This window comes from Streptomyces sp. NPDC054849 (assembly GCF_053610945.1).
The window spans coordinates 1-18,032 of sequence record NZ_JBSGZI010000135.1 but is presented as its reverse complement, the minus strand read 5'-3'; the positions used below and the strand labels follow the sequence as shown (position 1 = coordinate 18,032).

Below are 18,032 nucleotides of genomic sequence, written 5' to 3'. Positions count from 1 at the left end.
GTCCCCCACGTCGTCCTCGCCGTCAACAAGATGGACCTCGTCGGCTACCAGGAGTCCGTCTTCGCCGCCATCGCCGAGGAGTTCACCGCCTACGCGACCTCCCTCGGGGTCAAGGGCGTCGTGGCGATCCCGCTCTCCGCGCTGGCCGGTGACAACGTCGTCGAGCCCTCGGCCCGCATGGACTGGTACGGCGGCCCGACCCTCCTGGAGCACCTGGAGACCGTCCCGGTCGGCAGCGACCCGGGCGGGCAGCCCGCGCGCTTCCCGGTCCAGTACGTGATCCGCCCGCAGAGCCCGGAGTACCGCGACTACCGCGGCTACGCCGGCCAGCTGGCCTCCGGTGTGCTGCGGGTCGGGGACGCCGTCACCGTCCTGCCCTCCGGCCACACCACCACCGTCGCGGCCATCGACGCGCTCGGCCGGGAGAGCGACGTCGCCTGGGCACCCCAGTCGCTCACCCTCCGGCTCGCCGACGACATCGACATATCCCGCGGCGATCTGATCGCAGCAGGGGGCGCGCCCCCGGTACCCACCAAGGACGTCGAGGCCGACGTCTGCCACCTCGACGACCGTCCGCTGCGCATCGGCGCCAAGGTGCTGATCAAGCACACCACCCGCACCGTCCGCGCGGTGGTCACGGACATCCCGTACCGGATCGACATCGGGACGCTCGAACGGCGCTCCGGTGCCGAGGGGTTGAAGGGGAACGACATCGGCCGCGTGGTGCTGCGCACCGCCGAGCCGCTGGCGCTCGACCACTACACCGGCAACCGCCGGACGGGCTCTTTCCTGCTGATCGACCCGGCCGACGGCGCCACGCTCACCGCCGGCATGGCGGGCTGGGCGTTCTCCACCGTCGGCACCCCCGACACCCCCGACACCCCCGACGCGTCCGGCTCATCCGACGCGTCCGGCTCATCCGGCTCGTCCGAAGAGGAAGGCCGGGTCTGATGCCCGGCACGGCGTTCGACCCCACGCACCTGCGAAGACGCCGCGTCGCCCGATCCGTGGCGCTCCGGTCGTGTCGCCCCGGTCGCCAGGCCACCGCCTCGTAGCGGAACCGCACTCTTCGAACCTCTTTTGGACGAGCACGACGCCGGCGCCCCGGGCACCGCGCCGGCCGGCCCTTTCGGCGCGGCCGCCTGCCCCGTGCGGAGACCACCAGCGGCGAGTCGCAGTCAAGTGAAGCAGGGAGTGGAATCGTGAGCTGGAATCTGTCCTCGCGTCATATCGCCGTTGTCGGGGCCGGCGCGGCAGGGACCCTGACGGCGGTGCAGCTGATGCGCCAGGCCGAGCGGCTCGGCCGGGCGCTGGAGATCTGGCTGATCGATCCTGCCGGACAGGCCGGCCCGGGTGCCGCCTACGGGACGTCCGACCCCCGCCACCTGCTCAATGTGGCCGCCGGCCGGATGAGCGCCTTCCCCGACGACCCCGAGCACTTCCTGCGGTGGCTCGCCGGGGAGGGTCTCTCCTGCGGGCCCGGCGACTTCGTCTCCCGGCAGGAGTACGGCCGGTATCTGACCGGGGTGCTGGAGGACACCACCGCCCGGTGCGGACGGGCGCGTGTGCACCGGGTCCGCGACCGGGTTGTCGGCGCACGCCGACAGGGATCCGGGCTGGCGCTGCGGCTCGCCGACGGCAGTGAGCTCCGGACGGCCGCGGCGGTGCTCGCGCTCGGCAACTTCGCCCCCGGCCAGGACTGGGCCGGTGCGCGGCTGCAGCGATCCGACCGCTACGTCGCCGACCCGTGGGCGCCCGGCGCCCTCGACGCCGTACCCGAGGACGGGGACCTCCTGTTGATCGGCACGGGGCTGACCATGGCGGACCTGGCCATCACGCTGGCCCGCCCGGGCCGGGTCGTCCACGCGGTGTCCCGTCACGGGCTCCTCCCTCAGGAGCACCTGGTGGACCCGGCCCCGGCGGCCGCGCCGCCGAGCTTCGACGGTTCGGACGGTCTGGACGCGCTGCGCCGGGACGTCCGGCGGTACCTCGCCGCGAACCGCCGTGCCCGCGGCGACTGGCGCCCCGGCATGGACGGCCTGCGCCCGGTGACGGCCGCTCTGTGGCAGCAGCTGTCCGCGGTCGACCGGACCCGCTTCCTCCGGGAGGATCTGCGGACCTGGGAGGTGCACCGGCACCGCATGGCGCCCGGGACGGCCGCCAGGATTTTCGAGTTGCGGGCCGCGGGGCGGCTGCGGACCGGCGCCGCGCAGCTGGTCCGGGCCACGCCCTGCGACGACGCGGTCTCGGTCCGTCTGAGCGACGGGAGCGAGCTCCACGTCTCCGCGGTGGTCAACTGCACCGGAGCGCAGAGCGACCTCGGCCGCACGGCCGACCCCCTGGTGCGCTGCCTGCTGGAGCGGGGCTACGCCCGGACCGGCCCCGCCGGCCTGGGGTTCGACACGGGGAGCGATGGACGCGTGGTGCCCGCAGCCGCCACCTCGGCTGCCCCGCCCCTGTGGACGATCGGGGTTCTGAGGCGGGGAAACCTGCTGGAGAGCACGGCACTTCCGGAGATCCGCTCGCAGGCCGCAGAGGTCGCGAGCAGCATCCTGACCACGCTCGCCGAACGCCGCCCGTCCCGGCCGTCCGACCGCTACGGCCTGAGCCTGAGCACGACCCGTGAGGCGGCGGAGCTCTACGACCAGGCCCTCGAACGGATCCTCGCGGGCGGACTCGGCGCCGAGTCGCTGCTGACCGAAGCGGTAGGCGCCGACCCGGATTTCGCCGCCGGGCATGCGGCGCTGGCGCTGCTCGGCCACGAGTGCGAGGCTCCCGTGGACACGGCCTCCGCGCTCGCGGAGGCCCGCCGGGCCGCGTCGCACCGGGCGGACGACCGCGAACGCAACCTGGTCGCCGCGGTGGCCGCTCGCCTGACCGGCTCCCGGGAGAGGGGCAAGGCCGCATTGCTGGGGCACATCGCCCAGCACCCCCGTGACGCGCTGGTGGTGAGCGTGGCCGTGCCGACCATCTCGTTCAACGGTGTCACCAGCGCCGAGGAGGCCCGGCCCCTCATCGAGGGCCTGTCCGGCACCTACGGCACGGACTGGTGGTACCTCGGGCAGCTCGCCTTCGTCCGGCAGGAACAGGAGCGCTGGGAGGAGGCCGAGGCCCTGGCCGCGCGAGCGCTCGCCGCCCACCCCTCGGCCGGCCACGCCGTCCACGCCCTGACACACGTCTTCTACGAGACCGGCGAGCACCGTGCCGGACTGGCATGGCTGGACGGATGGATACGCCGCCACGGGGCCGGATCCGCCCATCGTTCCCACTTCTCCTGGCATGCCGCCCTGCACGAGCTGATGCTCGACGACCGTCCCGCCCTGCACCGCCGCTACCAGAGGGAACTCGTCGCCTCCCGGGTGAGCGGGGGCCGGGTGCTGGCCGATTCGGCCTCGCTGCTCTGGCGCGCGCGCATGACGGGCAGCTGGAGCGGCGAGCTGCCCCTGTCCGCTCTGCTGCCTGCGGCTCCCGAACCCTGGCTTGCCGCGCCGCCGACGGCCTTCACCGCCCTGCACAGCGCGCTGGCCCTCGCCGGGTCCGCCGACCTCGACGGACTGGGACGGCTGAAGGCCCACTGCCTGACGCGCGCCCCTGCGGATTTCCTGCCGATCGCGCCGCTGTGCGACGCGCTGTCGGCGGTGGTCCGCCGGCACTGGCGGGAGGCGGCCCTGCGGCTGCGGCCGCTGCTGCCCGTGATCGCCCGGGTGGGCGGCAGCAAGGCGCAGCACGAGGTCCTGGAGGAGACCCTGCTGTACGCCCTCATCTCGGGCGGCGAGCACGACCGGGCCGCGGAACTGCTCTCGGCCCGTCTGGACCGTCGTCCTTCGCCGCTGGACCGCCGGAGGCTGGGCACCGTGGCCGGCCCGCGCGAGCCGCTGGAGCCGGTCTCCGCCACCGGCGTCGCCCACGCCCGCTGAAGCCGCCCCACCCCGCACGACCAGCCGAAAGGGCGGTTCCCTCAAGGAGCCGCCCTTCCGAGCTCTGCGCCGTCCCGCGGCACCGTCGGCCGCCTCCCGCCCACCGCCCGCCGCCCCGACTGCCCGCCCGCTGTCCCCGGATCCTCGACCTCCGCTGGTCTCCAGCGGAATTCGATGCCCTCCCGACCCCCTCTTGAGGCACATCGCACAAGGTGGCGATGGGCGGTTCCCCGGCGAATGGAGATTGACATGGGCGCGAGGCTCAGGTCCGCCATGCGATCCATATGGAAGAACCTCGACGAGGGCCTTATGTGGATGGGACTTGCGTGGAGCGGAACGTATCCCCCCTTCGAATGGGAGGAATCCAGCAACCCGCCCGCCGACCAGCCCTGCCTGCCGCCGTTGTCGGAAGAGGAAAACGCCACATGGGCGGCACTGGTCAAGCATCTGCGATAGGCGCAGCAAACCCTCGAGGAGGCGGTCGAATGCACAGCAATCTGATAGTGGCCAAAATGGATTCTCGTTCGAGTGCCGACGTGGCACGGCTTTTCCAGGCTTTCGACGAGACCGACATGCCGCATCGCATGGGGACTCGGCGACGTCAGCTCTTCATGTTCAACGGCCTGTACTTTCACCTGCAGGACTTCGACGGCGACAACGGCGGAGAACTCATCGAGCAGGCGAAGGCCGATCCGCGCTTCATGCAGATCAGCCAGGACCTCAAGCCGTTCATCGAGGCCTACGACCCGGCCACCTGGCGCTCGCCCGCGGACGCCATGGCGCAGCGGTTCTACACGTGGGAGTCGGCGTGAGCGGCCGCCGTGTGGTCATCACCGGCATCGGTGTGACGGCTCCGGGAGGCATCGGGGTCAAGAACTTCTGGAGCCTGCTCAGCGACGGGCGGACGGCGACCAGGGGGATCACCTTCTTCGATCCTTCGCCGTTCCGCTCCCGGATCGCGGCCGAGATCGACTTCGATCCGTCGGAGCACGGGCTCAGTCCGCAGGAGATCCGGCGCACCGACCGGGCCGCGCAGTTCGCCCTCGTCACGGCACGCGAGGCCATGGCGGACAGCGGACTGGACCTGCAGAGCGTCGCGCCCCACCGGGTCGGCGTGGCCGTCGGCAGCGCCGTGGGCGCCACCATGGGCCTCGACGAGGAGTACCGGGTGGTCAGCGACGGCGGCCGGCTCGAACTCGTCGACCACGAGTACGCCGTCCCCCACCTCTACAACTACTTCGTGCCGAGCTCCTTCGCGGCCGAGGTGGCCTGGGCGGTCGGTGCCGAGGGTCCGTCGACCGTGGTCTCCACCGGCTGCACCTCGGGCATCGACTCGGTCGGCTACGCGGCCGAGCTGATCCGCGACGGCTCGGCCGACGTGATGATCACCGGTGCCACGGACGCGCCGATCTCGCCCATCAGCGTGGCGTGCTTCGACGCGATCAAGGCGACCACACCGCGCAACGACGACCCGGAGCACGCCTCCCGGCCGTTCGACCTCACCCGCAACGGCTTCGTGCTGGGCGAGGGCGCCGCGATCTTCGTCCTGGAGGAGCTGGAGTCCGCGCGCCGGCGCGGTGCCCACGTGTACGCCGAGATCGCCGGGTACGCCAGCCGGTGCAACGCGTTCCACATGACCGGACTGCGTCCCGACGGCCGGGAGATGGCCGAGGCCATCCGCTCCGCGCTGGACGAGGCGCGGATCAACCCCGAGGCCGTCGACTACATCAACGCGCACGGCTCGGGGACCAAGCAGAACGACCGGCACGAGACCAGCGCCTTCAAGCACAGTCTCGGCGAGCACGCCCGCCGTACCCCCGTGAGCTCGATCAAGTCGATGGTCGGCCACTCGCTCGGCGCGATCGGCTCGATCGAGATCGCCGCCTCCGTCCTGGCCATGGAGAACAACGTGGTGCCCCCAACAGCGAACCTGCACAGGCCCGACCCCGAATGCGACCTCGACTACGTGCCGTTGACCGCGCGCGACTGGCGCACCGACACGGTGCTGACGGTCGGCAGCGGATTCGGCGGCTTCCAAAGCGCGATGATCCTCGCCCGACCTGACAGGAACACGACGGCATGAGCTCCCAGGTCGTGGTGACCGGCATCGGCATCGTCTCCCCCAACGGCTTCGGCGTGGAGGACTACTGGGACGCCACCCGCGCGTCCAGGAGCGGCATCGGCCGCATCACGCGCTTCGATCCGGAGCGCTACCCGTCGAAGCTCGCCGGCGAGGTGGACGGGTTCACCGCCGCAGAGCACCTCCCGAGCCGGCTCATCCCGCAGACCGACCGGATGACCCAGCTCGCCCTCGTCGGCGCCGATCACGCTCTGGCCGACGCCGGCGTGAGCACGCAGGACGCGGACGAGTACGGCATGGGCGTGATGACCGCCAGCAGCTCCGGCGGCTTCGAGTTCGGCCAGGGCCAGCTCCAGAACCTCTGGAGCCAGGGCAGCCAGTACGTCAGCGCCTACCAGTCGTTCGCCTGGTTCTACGCGGTGAACACCGGCCAGATATCCATCCGGCACGGTCTGCGCGGTCCCAGCGGCGTCGTGGTCAGCGATCAGGCGGGCGGCCTCGACGCCCTCGCGCACGCGCGACGTCTGGTCCGCAAGGGCAGCGACCTGATCCTGTCCGGCGGCGTCGACGCCGCCATCTGCCCATGGGGATGGGTGGCTCAGCTCACCACCGGAGAGCTGAGCACCGACGAGCGCCCCGACCGGGCGTACCTCCCCTTCGACGCGGACGCGGCCGGGTATGTGCCCGGCGAGGGCGGGGCCCTGCTGATCCTGGAGAACGCCGAGGCCGCGCGCCGGCGCGGCGCGACCCAGGTCTACGGCGAGATCAGCGGTTACGGATCCACGTTCGACCCGGGTCCGGACAGCGGGCGGGAGCCGACGCTGCGCAAGGCGATCGAGATCGCGCTGGACGACGCCGGTCTGTCGCCGGGCGATGTCGACGTCGTCTTCGCCGACGCGGCCGCCACCCCGGAGCTCGACCGGATCGAGGCGGCGACGATCACCGAGGTCTTCGGTCCCCGGGCGGTCCCCGTCACCGCACCCAAGACCATGACGGGCCGGCTCGGTTCGGGGGCCGCCCCCCTGGACGTCGCCACCGCCCTGCTGGCCATCCGGGACGGGGTGATCCCGCCGACGGCGAACGTCACCCTCTCCCCCGACTACGACCTGGATCTGGTCACCACGCCGCGGCACACCCCCGTGACCACGGCTCTCGTCCTGGCCCGGGGCCGCGGCGGCTTCAACTCCGCCCTCGTCCTGCGTTCCGTCGACTGGAACTGACCGAAAAGAGAAGGAGACCAGGGTGAGCACCACCGGGTCCGCCACCGCTCATCTCCCCGTACAGAAGCGACGCATCCTCGGACTGTTCCGCCCGTATCGCAGGAGCCTGCTGTTCGTCGCGTTCCTGGTCGCGGGCTCATCCCTGGTCTCCCTCGTCAACCCGTTCCTGATCCGCGAGATCATGGACGTGGCCCTGCCGCAGGGCAGGACGGGGCTGCTGTCGCTGCTCGCCCTCGGCATGATCGTCGTCTCGATCTCCACGAGCTCGTTCAACGTCTGGCAGACCCATGTCTCCGCCAAGGTCGGCCAGCTCGTCATGCACGATCTGCGCACCTCCGTGTACGGCCACCTCCAGCGCATGTCGCTGGCCTTCTTCACCCGGACCCGTACCGGCGAGGTGCAGTCGCGCATCGCCCACGACATCGGCGGGATGCAGGTCACGGTGACGACCACCGCCACGGCGCTGGTCTCGGACGTGACGATCGTCATCGCCACGACCACCGCCATGGCCGTGCTCGACTGGCGGCTCACGATCGCGTCGCTGATCATCCTCCCGGCCTTCGTCTGGGTGAGCCGCCACGTCGGGGACGAACGCCGCGTCATCACACGGGACCGGCAACGGCAGTTCGCCGACCTCTCCTCGATGGTGCAGGAGTCGCTGTCGGTCAGCGGGATCATGCTCGGTCACACCATGGGCCGTTCCCGATCGCTGACCGACACCTTCGCCCAGCAGTCCCGCAAGCTCACCGACATCGAGGTGCGCGCGAGCACGGCGGGCCTCTGGTACCAGTCCACGATCTGGATCGTCATGGCCTCCATGCCGGCGGTGATCTACTGGGTGGCGGGGCTGACCGGGCGCGGCGGCCACATGGCCCTCTCCATCGGCTCCCTGGTCGCCTTCACCACGCTGCAGCAGGCGCTGTTCCGGCCGGCGCAGCGGCTCCTGACCATCGGGATCGACATCCAGGCCTCCCTCGAACTGTTCGGCCGCATCTTCGAGTACCTCGACCTGCCCGTCGACGTCGCCGAGCCGGAGCGGCCCGTCGTGCCGGCGGACCTGCGGGGCGAGGTGTGCCTGCGGGGGGTCGGCTTCTCCTACGCGGGGGCGGAGCGGCCCACGCTGGACGGCGTCGACGTGACCGTCCCCGCCGGACGCAGTCTGGCGATCGTCGGGGAGACCGGTTCGGGCAAGACCACCCTCAGTTATCTCATCCCGCGCCTGTACGACCCGACGTCCGGCACCGTCACGATCGACGGGGTCGACGTGCGCGACCTGTCCTTCGCCACGCTCGCCGCCGCGGTCGGCGTCGTGTCGCAGGAGACCTACCTCTTCCACGCCACGGTCGCCGACAACCTCCGGTTCGCCAAGCCAGACGCGACGGACGAGGAGCTGGTCGCGGCGGCGCGGATCGCCCACATCCACGACTATCTGATGTCCCTGCCCGACGGCTACGACACAGTGGTCGGGGAGCGCGGATACCGGTTCTCCGGCGGGGAGAAGCAGCGGCTGGCCATCGCCCGCGCCATCCTGCGCGACCCGCCGGTCCTGGTACTCGACGAGGCCACGAGCGCCTTGGACACCCAGACCGAGCAGGCCGTCCAGGAGGCCATCGACGCGGCGAGCGCGGGCCGCACCACCATCACGGTCGCCCACCGCCTGTCGACCATCCGCGACGCCGACGAGATCATCGTGCTGGAGCGGGGGAGGATCGCCGAGCGCGGCACCCACGATGAACTGCTCGGCCTCGGCGGCCACTACGCGACGCTCGTCAACCGGGACACGGAGATGGTGACCGCCTGAGCCGGCGGCGGGCGGTCGCCCGGGCTCCCGTACCGTCGCTGCGGCCCGGCTGGAGCCGGGCTCGAGCCCGGCGAGAGGGTCCGTCCCTAGCGTCTGGCGCATGGAACCGACCGTTGCGAGAAGACCCGACCCGACCGGGCTGAACCGTCGTGCGCTGCTCCAGGGCGGCATCTTCGCCGGCCTGGGCGCCCTGGTGGCCGCCGCCCCGATCTTCGCCGACTCGCCGGCCGCGGCCGCCGCGGCCCCCGGAGCGCCCGAGCCGTCGGCGGCCGGGCTGAAGCTGACCAAGTTCAAGGATCCGCTGCGGATCCCGCCGGTGCTCCGCCCCCGCGGCCAGGGCGGCCACGACGAGCTGACCGTGCGCATGCGCACCGCCGACGTCACCCTGCACTCGGAACTCCCGCCGGTGACGATGTGGACCTACGAGGGCGTCTACCCCGGTCCGACGATCGAGACGGTCAGCGGCCGTCCGCTCCGGGTCGCCTGGGAGAACCAGCTGACGGGGAACATACCGGTCACCGCGGTCGACTTCGGCCTGGCCACCGGCCCCTCCCCCGACCCGCTCTCCAACTACCCGGGCACGGAAGGCTGTCAGGAGGTCCCCGGCGTGGCCGGCCTGCCGCCGTGGGCCGCGGTGCACCTGCACGGCATGCTGACCGGCGGCGGCAACGACGGGTGGATGGAGAACCTGATCGGGCCCGGCGACGTGCAGCTGTCGGCCTACCCGAACCAGCAGGCCGCGACGACGCTCTGGTACCACGACCACACCCACCATGTGAGCCGCTTCAGCGTGTACGCCGGGCTGGCGGGCCTGTTCATCTCGCGCAACGCGGAGGAGCGCGCGCTGAACCTGCCCAAGGGCGACCACGACGTGCCGCTGATCCTCAGCGACCGCAACTTCGGGCTGGACGCGTCGGGCGCCCTCACCGGCCGGTCGGTCCACAAGGTGGAGATGGTCGGCGCGCAGCGGCTGATGCGCCCGCACCACGGCCCGTACACCCTGGTCAACGGCGTGGTCTGGCCCTATCTCGAGGTCGAGCCGCGCTGGTACCGGTTCCGCGTCGCCAACACCGCGAACTCCCGGATCTTCCGGCTGATGCTGCTGGCGGACGGCCGGCCCGTCCCGGGGGCGTTCCAGGTGATCGGAACCGACCAGGGCCTGATCGACAGGCCGGTCGCGGTCGACGGCGCCCTGAACCTCTCCCCCGGCGAGCGCGCCGAGGTGCTGGTCGACTTCAGCGCGTTCCGCGGGCAGGCCCTCAAGCTGGTCAACACGTTCCAGGGCGTCACGCCCGGCACCTCCAACAAGCGCAACGACCTGCTGGAACCCGACGTGATGCAGTTCCGCGTCGCCGACCGCAAGCCGGCCACCCACTTCGCGCTGCCCCCGGTCATCTCGCCCACCTTCAAGCGGCTGACCCACGAGGACCTTCCGCACGACCACCCCCACCGGTGGGTGGTACTGGTCGGTCCCGGCTCGGCGAACCTTCCCGAACTCTGGGAGATGGAGGAGATCGATCCGGCGGGGATCACCTTCCCGTCCGCCGGGATCGTGCAGGTCCAGGACGCCCAGGGCGTGGTGAAGACGCTGCGCAGGACGGCGATGGCCTACGACGAGGGCAAGGCGTTCACCGCGGCGCACCACGGCGTGGAGACCTGGAAGTACCTCAACCTCGCGGCCGCCCCGCACCCCATGCACATCCACCTGGCCCACTTCCAGGTGCTGTCCCGCGAGAACTACGACGTCACCGGCTTCGACCGGGTCACCCGCGGTTCGGCCAGGCCGATCGCGTTCAAGGCCGCGTCGGTGCTCGAAGCGCACGAGATCGGGGAGAAGGACGTCATCCGGGTGGGCACGGCCGGTCAGATCGTCCCCGGGCCCAACGGCACCCCGGGCGAGCTCGTCACCGTGGCCGTCCGGTTCCCCGTCGTCGGCAGGGGCGTCCATCACTGCCACATGCTGGAGCACGAACAGCACATGATGCGCCCCCTCGTGGTGAGCCCGGCCGCACACCTCCACGCGGGCGGCGCGGGCGGCCACCACTGACGCAACGCCGAGTGCCCGCGCCGGTGAGACCGGCGCGGGCACTGCGGGCGGACCGCTCAGGGATTGAGCACCCAGGCGGAGTGGTGCGCGGTGAAGCCGAGGTGCGGGTAGTAGTCCGTCGCGGCGGGCGCCGAGAGCAGGACGATCTTGGCCTGCGGCGCCGCCTTGCGGGTCGCCTCGATCAGCTCCCGGCCGATGCCCGAACGCTGGTGGGCACGGACGACGGCGATGTCGGAAAGATAGGTCACGTACGAGAAGTCCGAGATGCTGCGCGCGATGCCCACGAGCTCGCCGTCGACACGGCAGGTGACGACCAGGTTGGCGCCTCGCACCATGGCCGCCATCCGCTCGGTCTCCTCGATCGGCCGGCGTTCACCGAGGCCCGACTCCCGGTAGACCCTCAGCACGTCCCCGAGGTCCAGGCCGGGACCGTCCTCCCGCTCAATGCTCCAGCTCACGAAGGTTTTCCAATCGCTTGTGAATGACGTCATGGTGGACCAGGAAGCGCTCGGGGCCGGGCAGATCGGTCGCTATCCCCTCGGTCCTGAGCAGGGTGAAGAAGTCCTCGCCGTTCGCGGCGTCCTGGATCATCCGGTACGTCCGCTCGCGCTCGCTGCCGCCCTCCAGCAGGTCGGCGAGCACCGCCGAGCTGTAGGCCAGCCCGTTGGTCTGGTCGATCGCGGCGCGCATCCGGTCGGGGAACACCTCGAGCCCCCGTACGAGGTCCGTCGCCGCGGTGACCTGGTAGTGCGCGACCGTCAGCGCGTCCGGCAGGACGACCCGTTCGACGGACGAGTGGGACAGGTCCCGCTCGTGCCAGAGCGCCACGTTCTCCAGCATCATCCCGGCGTACCCGCGCAGCAGCCTGGCCAGTCCGGTCAGGCGCTCGCTGGTCGTCGGGTTGCGCTTGTGCGGCATGGCGCTCGACCCCTGGTAGGCGGCCGTCCGGGGCTCCTCCACCTCGCGAACCTCGCTGCGGGACAGCAGCCGGACCTCGACGGCGATCTGCTCGACGCAGGCGCCGAGCGTCGCGATCGCCTGGACGAGCTGGACGTGCCGGTCCCGGGCCACGACCTGGCTCGGCGCCGGCTCCACCCCGAGACCGAGCACCTCGCACACGTGCTTCTCGACGAAGGGGTCGATCAGCGCGTACGTCCCGACGGATCCGGAGATCGTGCCCACGGCGACCTGCTCACGCGCGTCCGCCAGCCGCCGGACCGAGCGGTCGATCGCGAAGGCGAAGCCGGCGAGCTTGTGGCCGAACGTCGTGGGCTCGGCGTGCATGCCGTGCGTGCGCCCGATGCACGCCGTGTCCCAGTGCTCGACCGCCTTGGCCACCAGCACCCCGCGCAGCCGCTCCGCCGCGCCGGTCAGGAGGTCGCAGGCCCGGGCGAGGGTGTACCCGAGGGCGGTGTCCACGAGGTCGTAACTCGTCATGCCGAGGTGCACCCAGCGGGCGGAGTCGTCCGGCATGTCCTCGCAGAACGCGGCGAGGAACGAGAGGATCTCGTGGTCCCGCTCCCGTTCGAGCTCCGCGACACGCGCCGCCGAGGGCACCCGGGCCCGCCGGATGTCCTCCAGGGCGCTCGCGGGAACCCGGCCGAGCAGCACCTGCGCCTCGGAGGCCAGGACCTCGACCTCGGCCCAGGTGGTGTAGCGGGCCTGGTCGGTCCAGAGCTCCGCCATCTCGGGCAGCGAATAACGGGCTATCACGAGCCTTGTACCTCCTCAGGAATGACCACCGGCCCACAGGAGCGGAGGCGCCGCGCGGCGGCTTTCAGGCGACCTTGCGGACGATCTCCACGGCTCCGGAGTCCACGAGGGTCCGGATGTCCGCCTCGCCGCCGGCGAGGGCCAGGTCCATGTCGTGGAGGCGGTCGACGATCGACAGGACGACCTTTTCCGTGTGCGTCTCCTCGGTGCCCTCCCAGATCAGGTCCGGGAAAACGGTCAGATAGACCTTGTCGTTGCCCTGCGTGTAGATGTTGACTTCCATGATGTCCCGGAGAGCCATTCGGGCGTTGTAGATCAGAGTATTCATGTGAGCCACCGACTTTCGATATCCGATTTTTGAGAGAAACGCAGTCTGAGGCTTTCTCGCCGCAGGTCCTGACCCATCGTGGTCAGCCGCCGGGGGCGGCGGCATCTCCGACGTTGCCATGGTGGACCGCCCGCCCGGAACGGTGCCCGGCGTTCACTTGTTCAAGTGCGTGAAATCCGCAATCGAACAGGGCACCGTCCTTTGAGAGTGTTTGACAGAAAAAGCGCCCGCTGTGGAACATCGGTGTGTTCACAAATACGTCAGGCCGCGTCTCACGAAAAGCATCCGGAGTGCCATGAAAATCCTGTTCATCACCACGGGCAGCCAGGCCACCTTCTATGCCGCCGCACCGCTGGCGACGGCCGCACGGAACGCCGGTCACCAGGTCATCCTGGCCGGCCACGAACCGTGGGTGGAAACCGCGGAGGCCATCGGAATTCCCACGTTCTGCTACACGGTCGACCCGATCCGGCACTTCATGCGGATCACCAACCCGGGCAAGGGCCTGCGGTTCCCCCGGGAACTGGGCGACGAGGAGATGTTCGGCCAGGGCCGCGGCTTCGCCCGGATGGGTCTGGCCGGCGTGGAGTCCCTCCTGGACCTGGCGAAGGACTGGACCCCCGACGTGGTCGTCGGCAGCTCGCAGAGCTACGCGGCGATGCTGCTCGCCGCCCACCTCAAGGTCCCGTACGTGCGCCAGGTCGAGTACCTCGGCATCCCGCTCACCGGCATCGACCCGGGCGCCGAGGAGGAGCTCCGGCCCGAGCTGGAGCGCCTGGGCCTGGACGGGCTGCTCAAGCCCGACCTGCTCCTCGACTCGACCCCGCCGTCGCTGCGGCCGAACCACGACCCCACCGCCCAGCCGATCCGCTGGATCCCGAGCAACCCGCAGCGCCGGCTGGAGCGCTGGATGTACACCCGCCCCGAGGGCCGTCGCCGTGTCCTGATCACCTCGGGCTTCCGCAGCCTCATGTTCCGCGACCCGGGCTGGTCCATGCCGCTGCTGGTGAGCGAACTCAACGAGCTGGGGGCCGAGGTGCTGATCGCGGCGTCCCCCGGCGCCGCCGAGCGGTTCGGCTCGCAGCTGGGCGACGCGCGCGTCGGCTGGATCCCGATGGACGTCGCCGCCGGTACCTGTGACCTGGCGGTCCACCACGGCGGCGCGACCACCGCCACGACGCTCATGGCCAACGGCGTGCCGCAGCTGATCATCCCCGAGAACCCGCCGGAGTTCCCCCCGAACTACCACCGGGAGGCCATCGCCAAGGCCATCACCGACTTCGGCGCCGGCAAGACGCTGTGGCCGCAGGCGGAGCAGCCCGACAAGGCGCCGGGCGAAGTGATCGCCGCCGCCTGCCGGGAACTGCTGGAGAACCCGAGCTACACCGAGCGGACGCAGTTCATCGCCAAGGAGATCTCGACGCTTCCCACCCCCGCCGAGATCGTGCCCATGCTGGAGGCGCTCGCCTCCCGGTAAGTCCGGACCCCGGCAAGTCCGGACCCCGGCAACGCGAATCGCCCTGAGACCACGGAGATCCTCTCCATCGGTTTCAGGGCGATTCGCGTGTTCCCTGCGCCGGCCGGACGGCCGGGGCGGACTGCAGGGGCGGACTGCCGGCCGGGGGGACTGCCGGCCGGCACGTCGACGGTCAGGCGGCGGCGAGGGCTTCCAGTTCGAGCAGCACTTCGGCGGGGGTCGGCAGCGTCGCGGCCTCCGCGGCCAGGGTCCGCGTCCGCTCGGCGTACCGGGGGTCCGACAGGATCTCCCGGCAGCCCGCGACGATCACCTCGTCGGGGTTCCGCCCCGCCTCCGGCCGGTGCCGGTCCACCACCAGGGCCGCGCCGAAGCCGGCCACGGCCTCCGCGACGGCCTTGCCGTAACCGTTGTCGGGGATGATCAGCTGGGGCACGCCCGAGTTGACCAGCGTCATGGCGGTGGTCGCGCCTCCGTGATGGACCGCCAGGTCACAGGTGGGGGCGACCACGTCCAGCGGGAGCCAGCCGATGCGCACGTCGCCCAGTTCCGCGCCGAACCGCTCGGCCGCCTCGGGCAGCGCCGCGATCAGCACCTCGGCTCCCGTCCCGGTCAGCTCGTCCACCAGCTTCCGCAGCGAGCTGCCGGGGGTGTCGAGCATGAGGTTGCGGGTTCCCGCGGTGATCAGCACCCGGTGGCGCCCCTCGGGGCGCGTGTACATCCAGGGCTCGAGCCGGCTCTGGCTGACCCGGGGTACCCAGCGCATCGACCGCGCCGCGGGGGCGCCCGGCGGGCGGATGGACGGCGGGCACAGGTCGATGAAGAGGTCGGGCGCCGGCAGTTCGGTCAGTCCCAGGCGCTCCAGCTCCGGCTGGAGTTCCTGGACCGCCTTGCGGTCGCGGTGCGCCATCGGGGCGATGTGCCAGATGTGGCGGACGTAGGGGACCTTGAGGCGGGCGGCGAGCACCCTCGGGACGTGGGAGAGGCCGCCGACGACCAGGTCGGGGGTCCACGCCTGCGTCAGCTCCAGCAGGGCGTCGAGCCGGACGGTGGCCGTCATGGACTCCTGGCCGTACCGCATGCGCTCGGGGGTGATGCAGACGGCGGGAAGCCCGACGGACGCCGCGGCCGCCATCAGCGGCTCGTCGGCGGCCAGCAGGATCTCGTGGCCCGCGTTCCGCGCGGCCGCGGCGAGGGGGGCGACGCCGAAGACGGCCGCCTGGCTGCCACCGACGGTGAACAGTATTTTCATGGATGGAACTTCTTCCGGTGAGAAGGCGGATACGACGTTTCGGGGTTCTGGGCTCCTTCGGAATCAGCCCGCCTGGGCCACCTCCATGACGTATTGGCCGTAGCCGGATTTCGCGAGGCGGCTGCCGAGCCGGTAACAGGACTCCCGGTCTATGTAGCCCATGCGCCAGGCGATCTCCTCGATGCAGGCGATGCGCACGCCCTGACGGTGTTCCAGGACCTGGACGTAATTCCCGGCCTCCATCAGCGCGTCATGCGTTCCGGTGTCCAGCCAGACGAAACCGCGGCCCAGCGGGATGAGCGTGGCCTGGCCCCGTTCCAGGTAGACGCGGTTGAGATCGGTGATCTCCAGTTCGCCGCGCTCCGACGGCTCCAGCTCCCGGGCGATGTCCACGACCTGGTTGTCGTAGAGGTACAGCCCTGTGATCGCCAGGTTCGTCTGCGGCTTGGCGGGCTTCTCCTCGAGCGCGACGAGCCGGCCCCGGTCGTCGAGCGTGCCGACTCCGTAGCGCTCGGGGTCGCGCACCGGGTAACCGAAGAGGACGCAGCCCTCGATGTCCTGCGAGGCCCGCTGGAGCATGGGGCCGAACTCGTAGCCGTGGAAGATGTTGTCGCCCAGCACCAGGGCGACCGAGTCGTCACCGATGTGGTCCGCGCAGAGCAGGAACGCGTCGGCGAGCCCTCGGGGCTTGTCCTGCTCCACGTAGGTCAGGGAGATGCCGAGCCACGAGCCGTCGCCGAGGAGCCGGCGGAACATCTCCTGGTCTTCGGGGGTGGTGATGATCGCGATCTCGGTGATCCCGGCCAGCATCAGCGCCGACAGCGGGTAGTAAATCATCGGCTTGTCGTAGACCGGGAGCATTTGCTTTGATACACCGAGCGTGATCGGATGAAGCCTCGTACCATTGCCGCCGGCCAGGATGATGCCCTTCACCGTGGCGCCTCCTCAGTATTCGTGTCCATGAGAGCGAATGCCCCGCACTTTATATCGGCGGAACGGACGGCCGGAAGTCGCTTCGATGCCACAAGGGCCGTGAATATCGGCGGGCATTGACGAACAAAGCGCTACCTCTCCATGCTGGCGTACACCCCGGTTCAGGCACGCGAATTCCTATGCCCTTTAGGTGGACTGTGAAAATGGAAGATCTGACCCCCCTTCACGATTCCGAGCGAACGACCCGCATCGGCGTCATCGGGTGCGCCGACATCGCCGTACGGCGCGCCCTGCCGGCGATCCGTCAGTCGCCGTTCCACCTGGTGGCGGTCGCGAGCCGCTCCCAGGAGAAGGCCGAGGGCGTCGCAGCCTCGTTCGACTGCAAGGCCGTCGCGGGCTACGAGCGGCTCCTCGAACTGCCCGACATCGACGCGGTGTACATCCCGCTGCCGAACAGCGAGCACGCCGAGTGGGCGCGCCGGGCGCTGGACGCGGGCAAGCACGTTCTGATCGAGAAGCCGGCGGTGTCCAGTGCGGAGACCGCCCGGGACCTCGTCGCGCTCGCCGAGGAGCGCGGACTGCTCGTCATGGAGAACTTCGCGTTCCTCCGGCACCCCCAGCACGACCTCGCGCAATCCCTGGTGGCCGACGGGGCGATCGGGGAACTCCGCGCCTTCAACGGGGTGTTCGGCATCCCGCCGACCGACCCGCAGGGGATCAAGTACCAGGCGGAACTCGGCGGCGGGGCACTGTGGGAGGTCGGCTGTTATCCGGTGCGCGCCGCTCAGGCGTACCTCGGGGGGTCGCCGCAGGTTTTGGGGGCCGGCCTGGAGTTCGATCCGGAGCTGGGCGTGGACGTCTCCGGAGTGGCCCTGCTGCGGGGCGACGACGGCGTCACGGCAAACTGCTCCTTCGGCCTGTCCCACAGCTACCGGTCGACCTACGACCTCTGGGGTACCGAAGGGCGCCTGACGCTGGAGTGGGCCTTCACCCCCGCGCGGGAGGCCCGCCCAGTCCTGTGGCTCCAGCAGAAGGACCGCGAGACCAGGATCGCCGCGCCGGCGTCGGACCAGTTCCTCGGCGTGTTCAACGCCTTCCACGACGCCGTACGCGACCCGGCCGCACGCCCGGCGCACCACCACGACCTGCTGCGGCAGGCGGAGTTGATGGCCCGCATCCGCGCCCACGCCGTCGGCCGGGGGGACTCGCCGACCGGAAACGGGTGAGCACGTCGCGACAGCAGGAAGCGGCAGCCGGTGTCCGAGGA

Annotated in this window: 14 protein-coding genes; 9 read left to right on the top strand and 5 right to left on the bottom strand. The window is 70.9% G+C overall.

Annotated features, from left to right (window positions below; genetic code table 11):
• The 7 genes from ACWGIF_RS35000 to ACWGIF_RS34970 form a co-directional block, all read left to right on the top strand.
• On the top strand, nucleotides 1-951 hold a 951-nt coding region (locus tag ACWGIF_RS35000), incomplete at its 5' end, for an elongation factor 1-alpha C-terminal domain-related protein (RefSeq protein WP_453503560.1).
• 251 nt (nucleotides 952-1,202) lie between these two features.
• Nucleotides 1,203-3,917, top strand: coding sequence for an FAD/NAD(P)-binding protein (locus ACWGIF_RS34995; RefSeq protein ID WP_453503558.1), 2,715 nt, complete (start codon nucleotides 1,203-1,205; stop codon nucleotides 3,915-3,917).
• 485 nt (nucleotides 3,918-4,402) lie between these two features.
• Nucleotides 4,403-4,729 (top strand): TcmI family type II polyketide cyclase, encoded by a 327-nt coding sequence (locus ACWGIF_RS34990; protein ID WP_326590639.1) that lies wholly within the window; start codon nucleotides 4,403-4,405, stop codon nucleotides 4,727-4,729.
• Entirely contained in the window at nucleotides 4,726-6,000 is a 1,275-nt protein-coding gene (locus tag ACWGIF_RS34985) for a beta-ketoacyl-[acyl-carrier-protein] synthase family protein (protein ID WP_453503556.1), read from the top strand. Before ACWGIF_RS34990 ends, ACWGIF_RS34985 begins: the two co-directional genes overlap by 4 nt.
• On the top strand, nucleotides 5,997-7,217 hold the full coding sequence (locus tag ACWGIF_RS34980; RefSeq protein WP_453503555.1) for a ketosynthase chain-length factor: 1,221 nt from the start codon (nucleotides 5,997-5,999) through the stop codon (nucleotides 7,215-7,217). Before ACWGIF_RS34985 ends, ACWGIF_RS34980 begins: the two co-directional genes overlap by 4 nt.
• A 22-nt stretch (nucleotides 7,218-7,239) precedes the next feature.
• The gene (locus ACWGIF_RS34975) at nucleotides 7,240-9,018 is read left to right on the top strand and encodes an ABC transporter ATP-binding protein (RefSeq protein WP_453503554.1); all 1,779 of its coding nucleotides are present in this window, start codon (nucleotides 7,240-7,242) and stop codon (nucleotides 9,016-9,018) included.
• A 100-nt stretch (nucleotides 9,019-9,118) separates the two neighbouring features.
• A complete protein-coding gene (locus ACWGIF_RS34970) occupies nucleotides 9,119-11,065 on the top strand; it encodes a multicopper oxidase family protein (protein WP_453503552.1) in 1,947 nt (648 codons plus the stop codon).
• Between the two features lie 56 nt (nucleotides 11,066-11,121).
• Here ACWGIF_RS34970 and ACWGIF_RS34965 read toward each other — a convergent pair whose 3' ends face one another.
• The 3 genes from ACWGIF_RS34965 to ACWGIF_RS34955 form a co-directional block, all read right to left on the bottom strand.
• The gene (locus tag ACWGIF_RS34965; RefSeq protein ID WP_453503551.1) at nucleotides 11,122-11,523 is read right to left on the bottom strand and encodes a GNAT family N-acetyltransferase; all 402 of its coding nucleotides are present in this window, start codon (nucleotides 11,521-11,523) and stop codon (nucleotides 11,122-11,124) included.
• Nucleotides 11,507-12,778, bottom strand: coding sequence for an adenylosuccinate lyase (purB, locus tag ACWGIF_RS34960; protein ID WP_453503550.1), 1,272 nt, complete (start codon nucleotides 12,776-12,778; stop codon nucleotides 11,507-11,509). The genes ACWGIF_RS34965 and purB overlap by 17 nt, the downstream gene beginning before the upstream one ends.
• A 64-nt stretch (nucleotides 12,779-12,842) precedes the next feature.
• Nucleotides 12,843-13,106: a hypothetical protein gene (locus ACWGIF_RS34955; protein WP_453503548.1), complete on the bottom strand. Its 264-nt coding sequence runs from the start codon at nucleotides 13,104-13,106 to the stop codon at nucleotides 12,843-12,845.
• 295 nt (nucleotides 13,107-13,401) lie between these two features.
• Between ACWGIF_RS34955 and ACWGIF_RS34950 the strand changes: the two genes are divergently transcribed.
• Nucleotides 13,402-14,583 carry a glycosyltransferase gene (locus tag ACWGIF_RS34950; protein WP_453503546.1) on the top strand — a complete coding sequence of 394 codons (1,182 nt, stop codon included), beginning with the start codon at nucleotides 13,402-13,404 and terminating at the stop codon, nucleotides 14,581-14,583.
• Between the two features lie 172 nt (nucleotides 14,584-14,755).
• On the opposite strand, the gene ACWGIF_RS34945 is transcribed toward ACWGIF_RS34950, so the two are convergent.
• Together ACWGIF_RS34945 and rfbA are read right to left on the bottom strand one after the other, a co-directional pair.
• Nucleotides 14,756-15,832: a glycosyltransferase gene (locus tag ACWGIF_RS34945; RefSeq protein ID WP_453503545.1), complete on the bottom strand. Its 1,077-nt coding sequence runs from the start codon at nucleotides 15,830-15,832 to the stop codon at nucleotides 14,756-14,758.
• Nucleotides 15,833-15,895: 63 nt separating this feature from the next.
• The gene (gene rfbA / locus ACWGIF_RS34940; RefSeq protein WP_453503543.1) at nucleotides 15,896-16,765 is read right to left on the bottom strand and encodes a glucose-1-phosphate thymidylyltransferase RfbA; all 870 of its coding nucleotides are present in this window, start codon (nucleotides 16,763-16,765) and stop codon (nucleotides 15,896-15,898) included.
• Between the two features lie 203 nt (nucleotides 16,766-16,968).
• Here rfbA and ACWGIF_RS34935 point away from each other — a divergent pair, with 203 nt between their 5' ends.
• Nucleotides 16,969-17,991, top strand: coding sequence for a Gfo/Idh/MocA family protein (locus tag ACWGIF_RS34935; protein ID WP_453503542.1), 1,023 nt, complete (start codon nucleotides 16,969-16,971; stop codon nucleotides 17,989-17,991).
• Nucleotides 17,992-18,032: the final 41 nt, after the last annotated feature.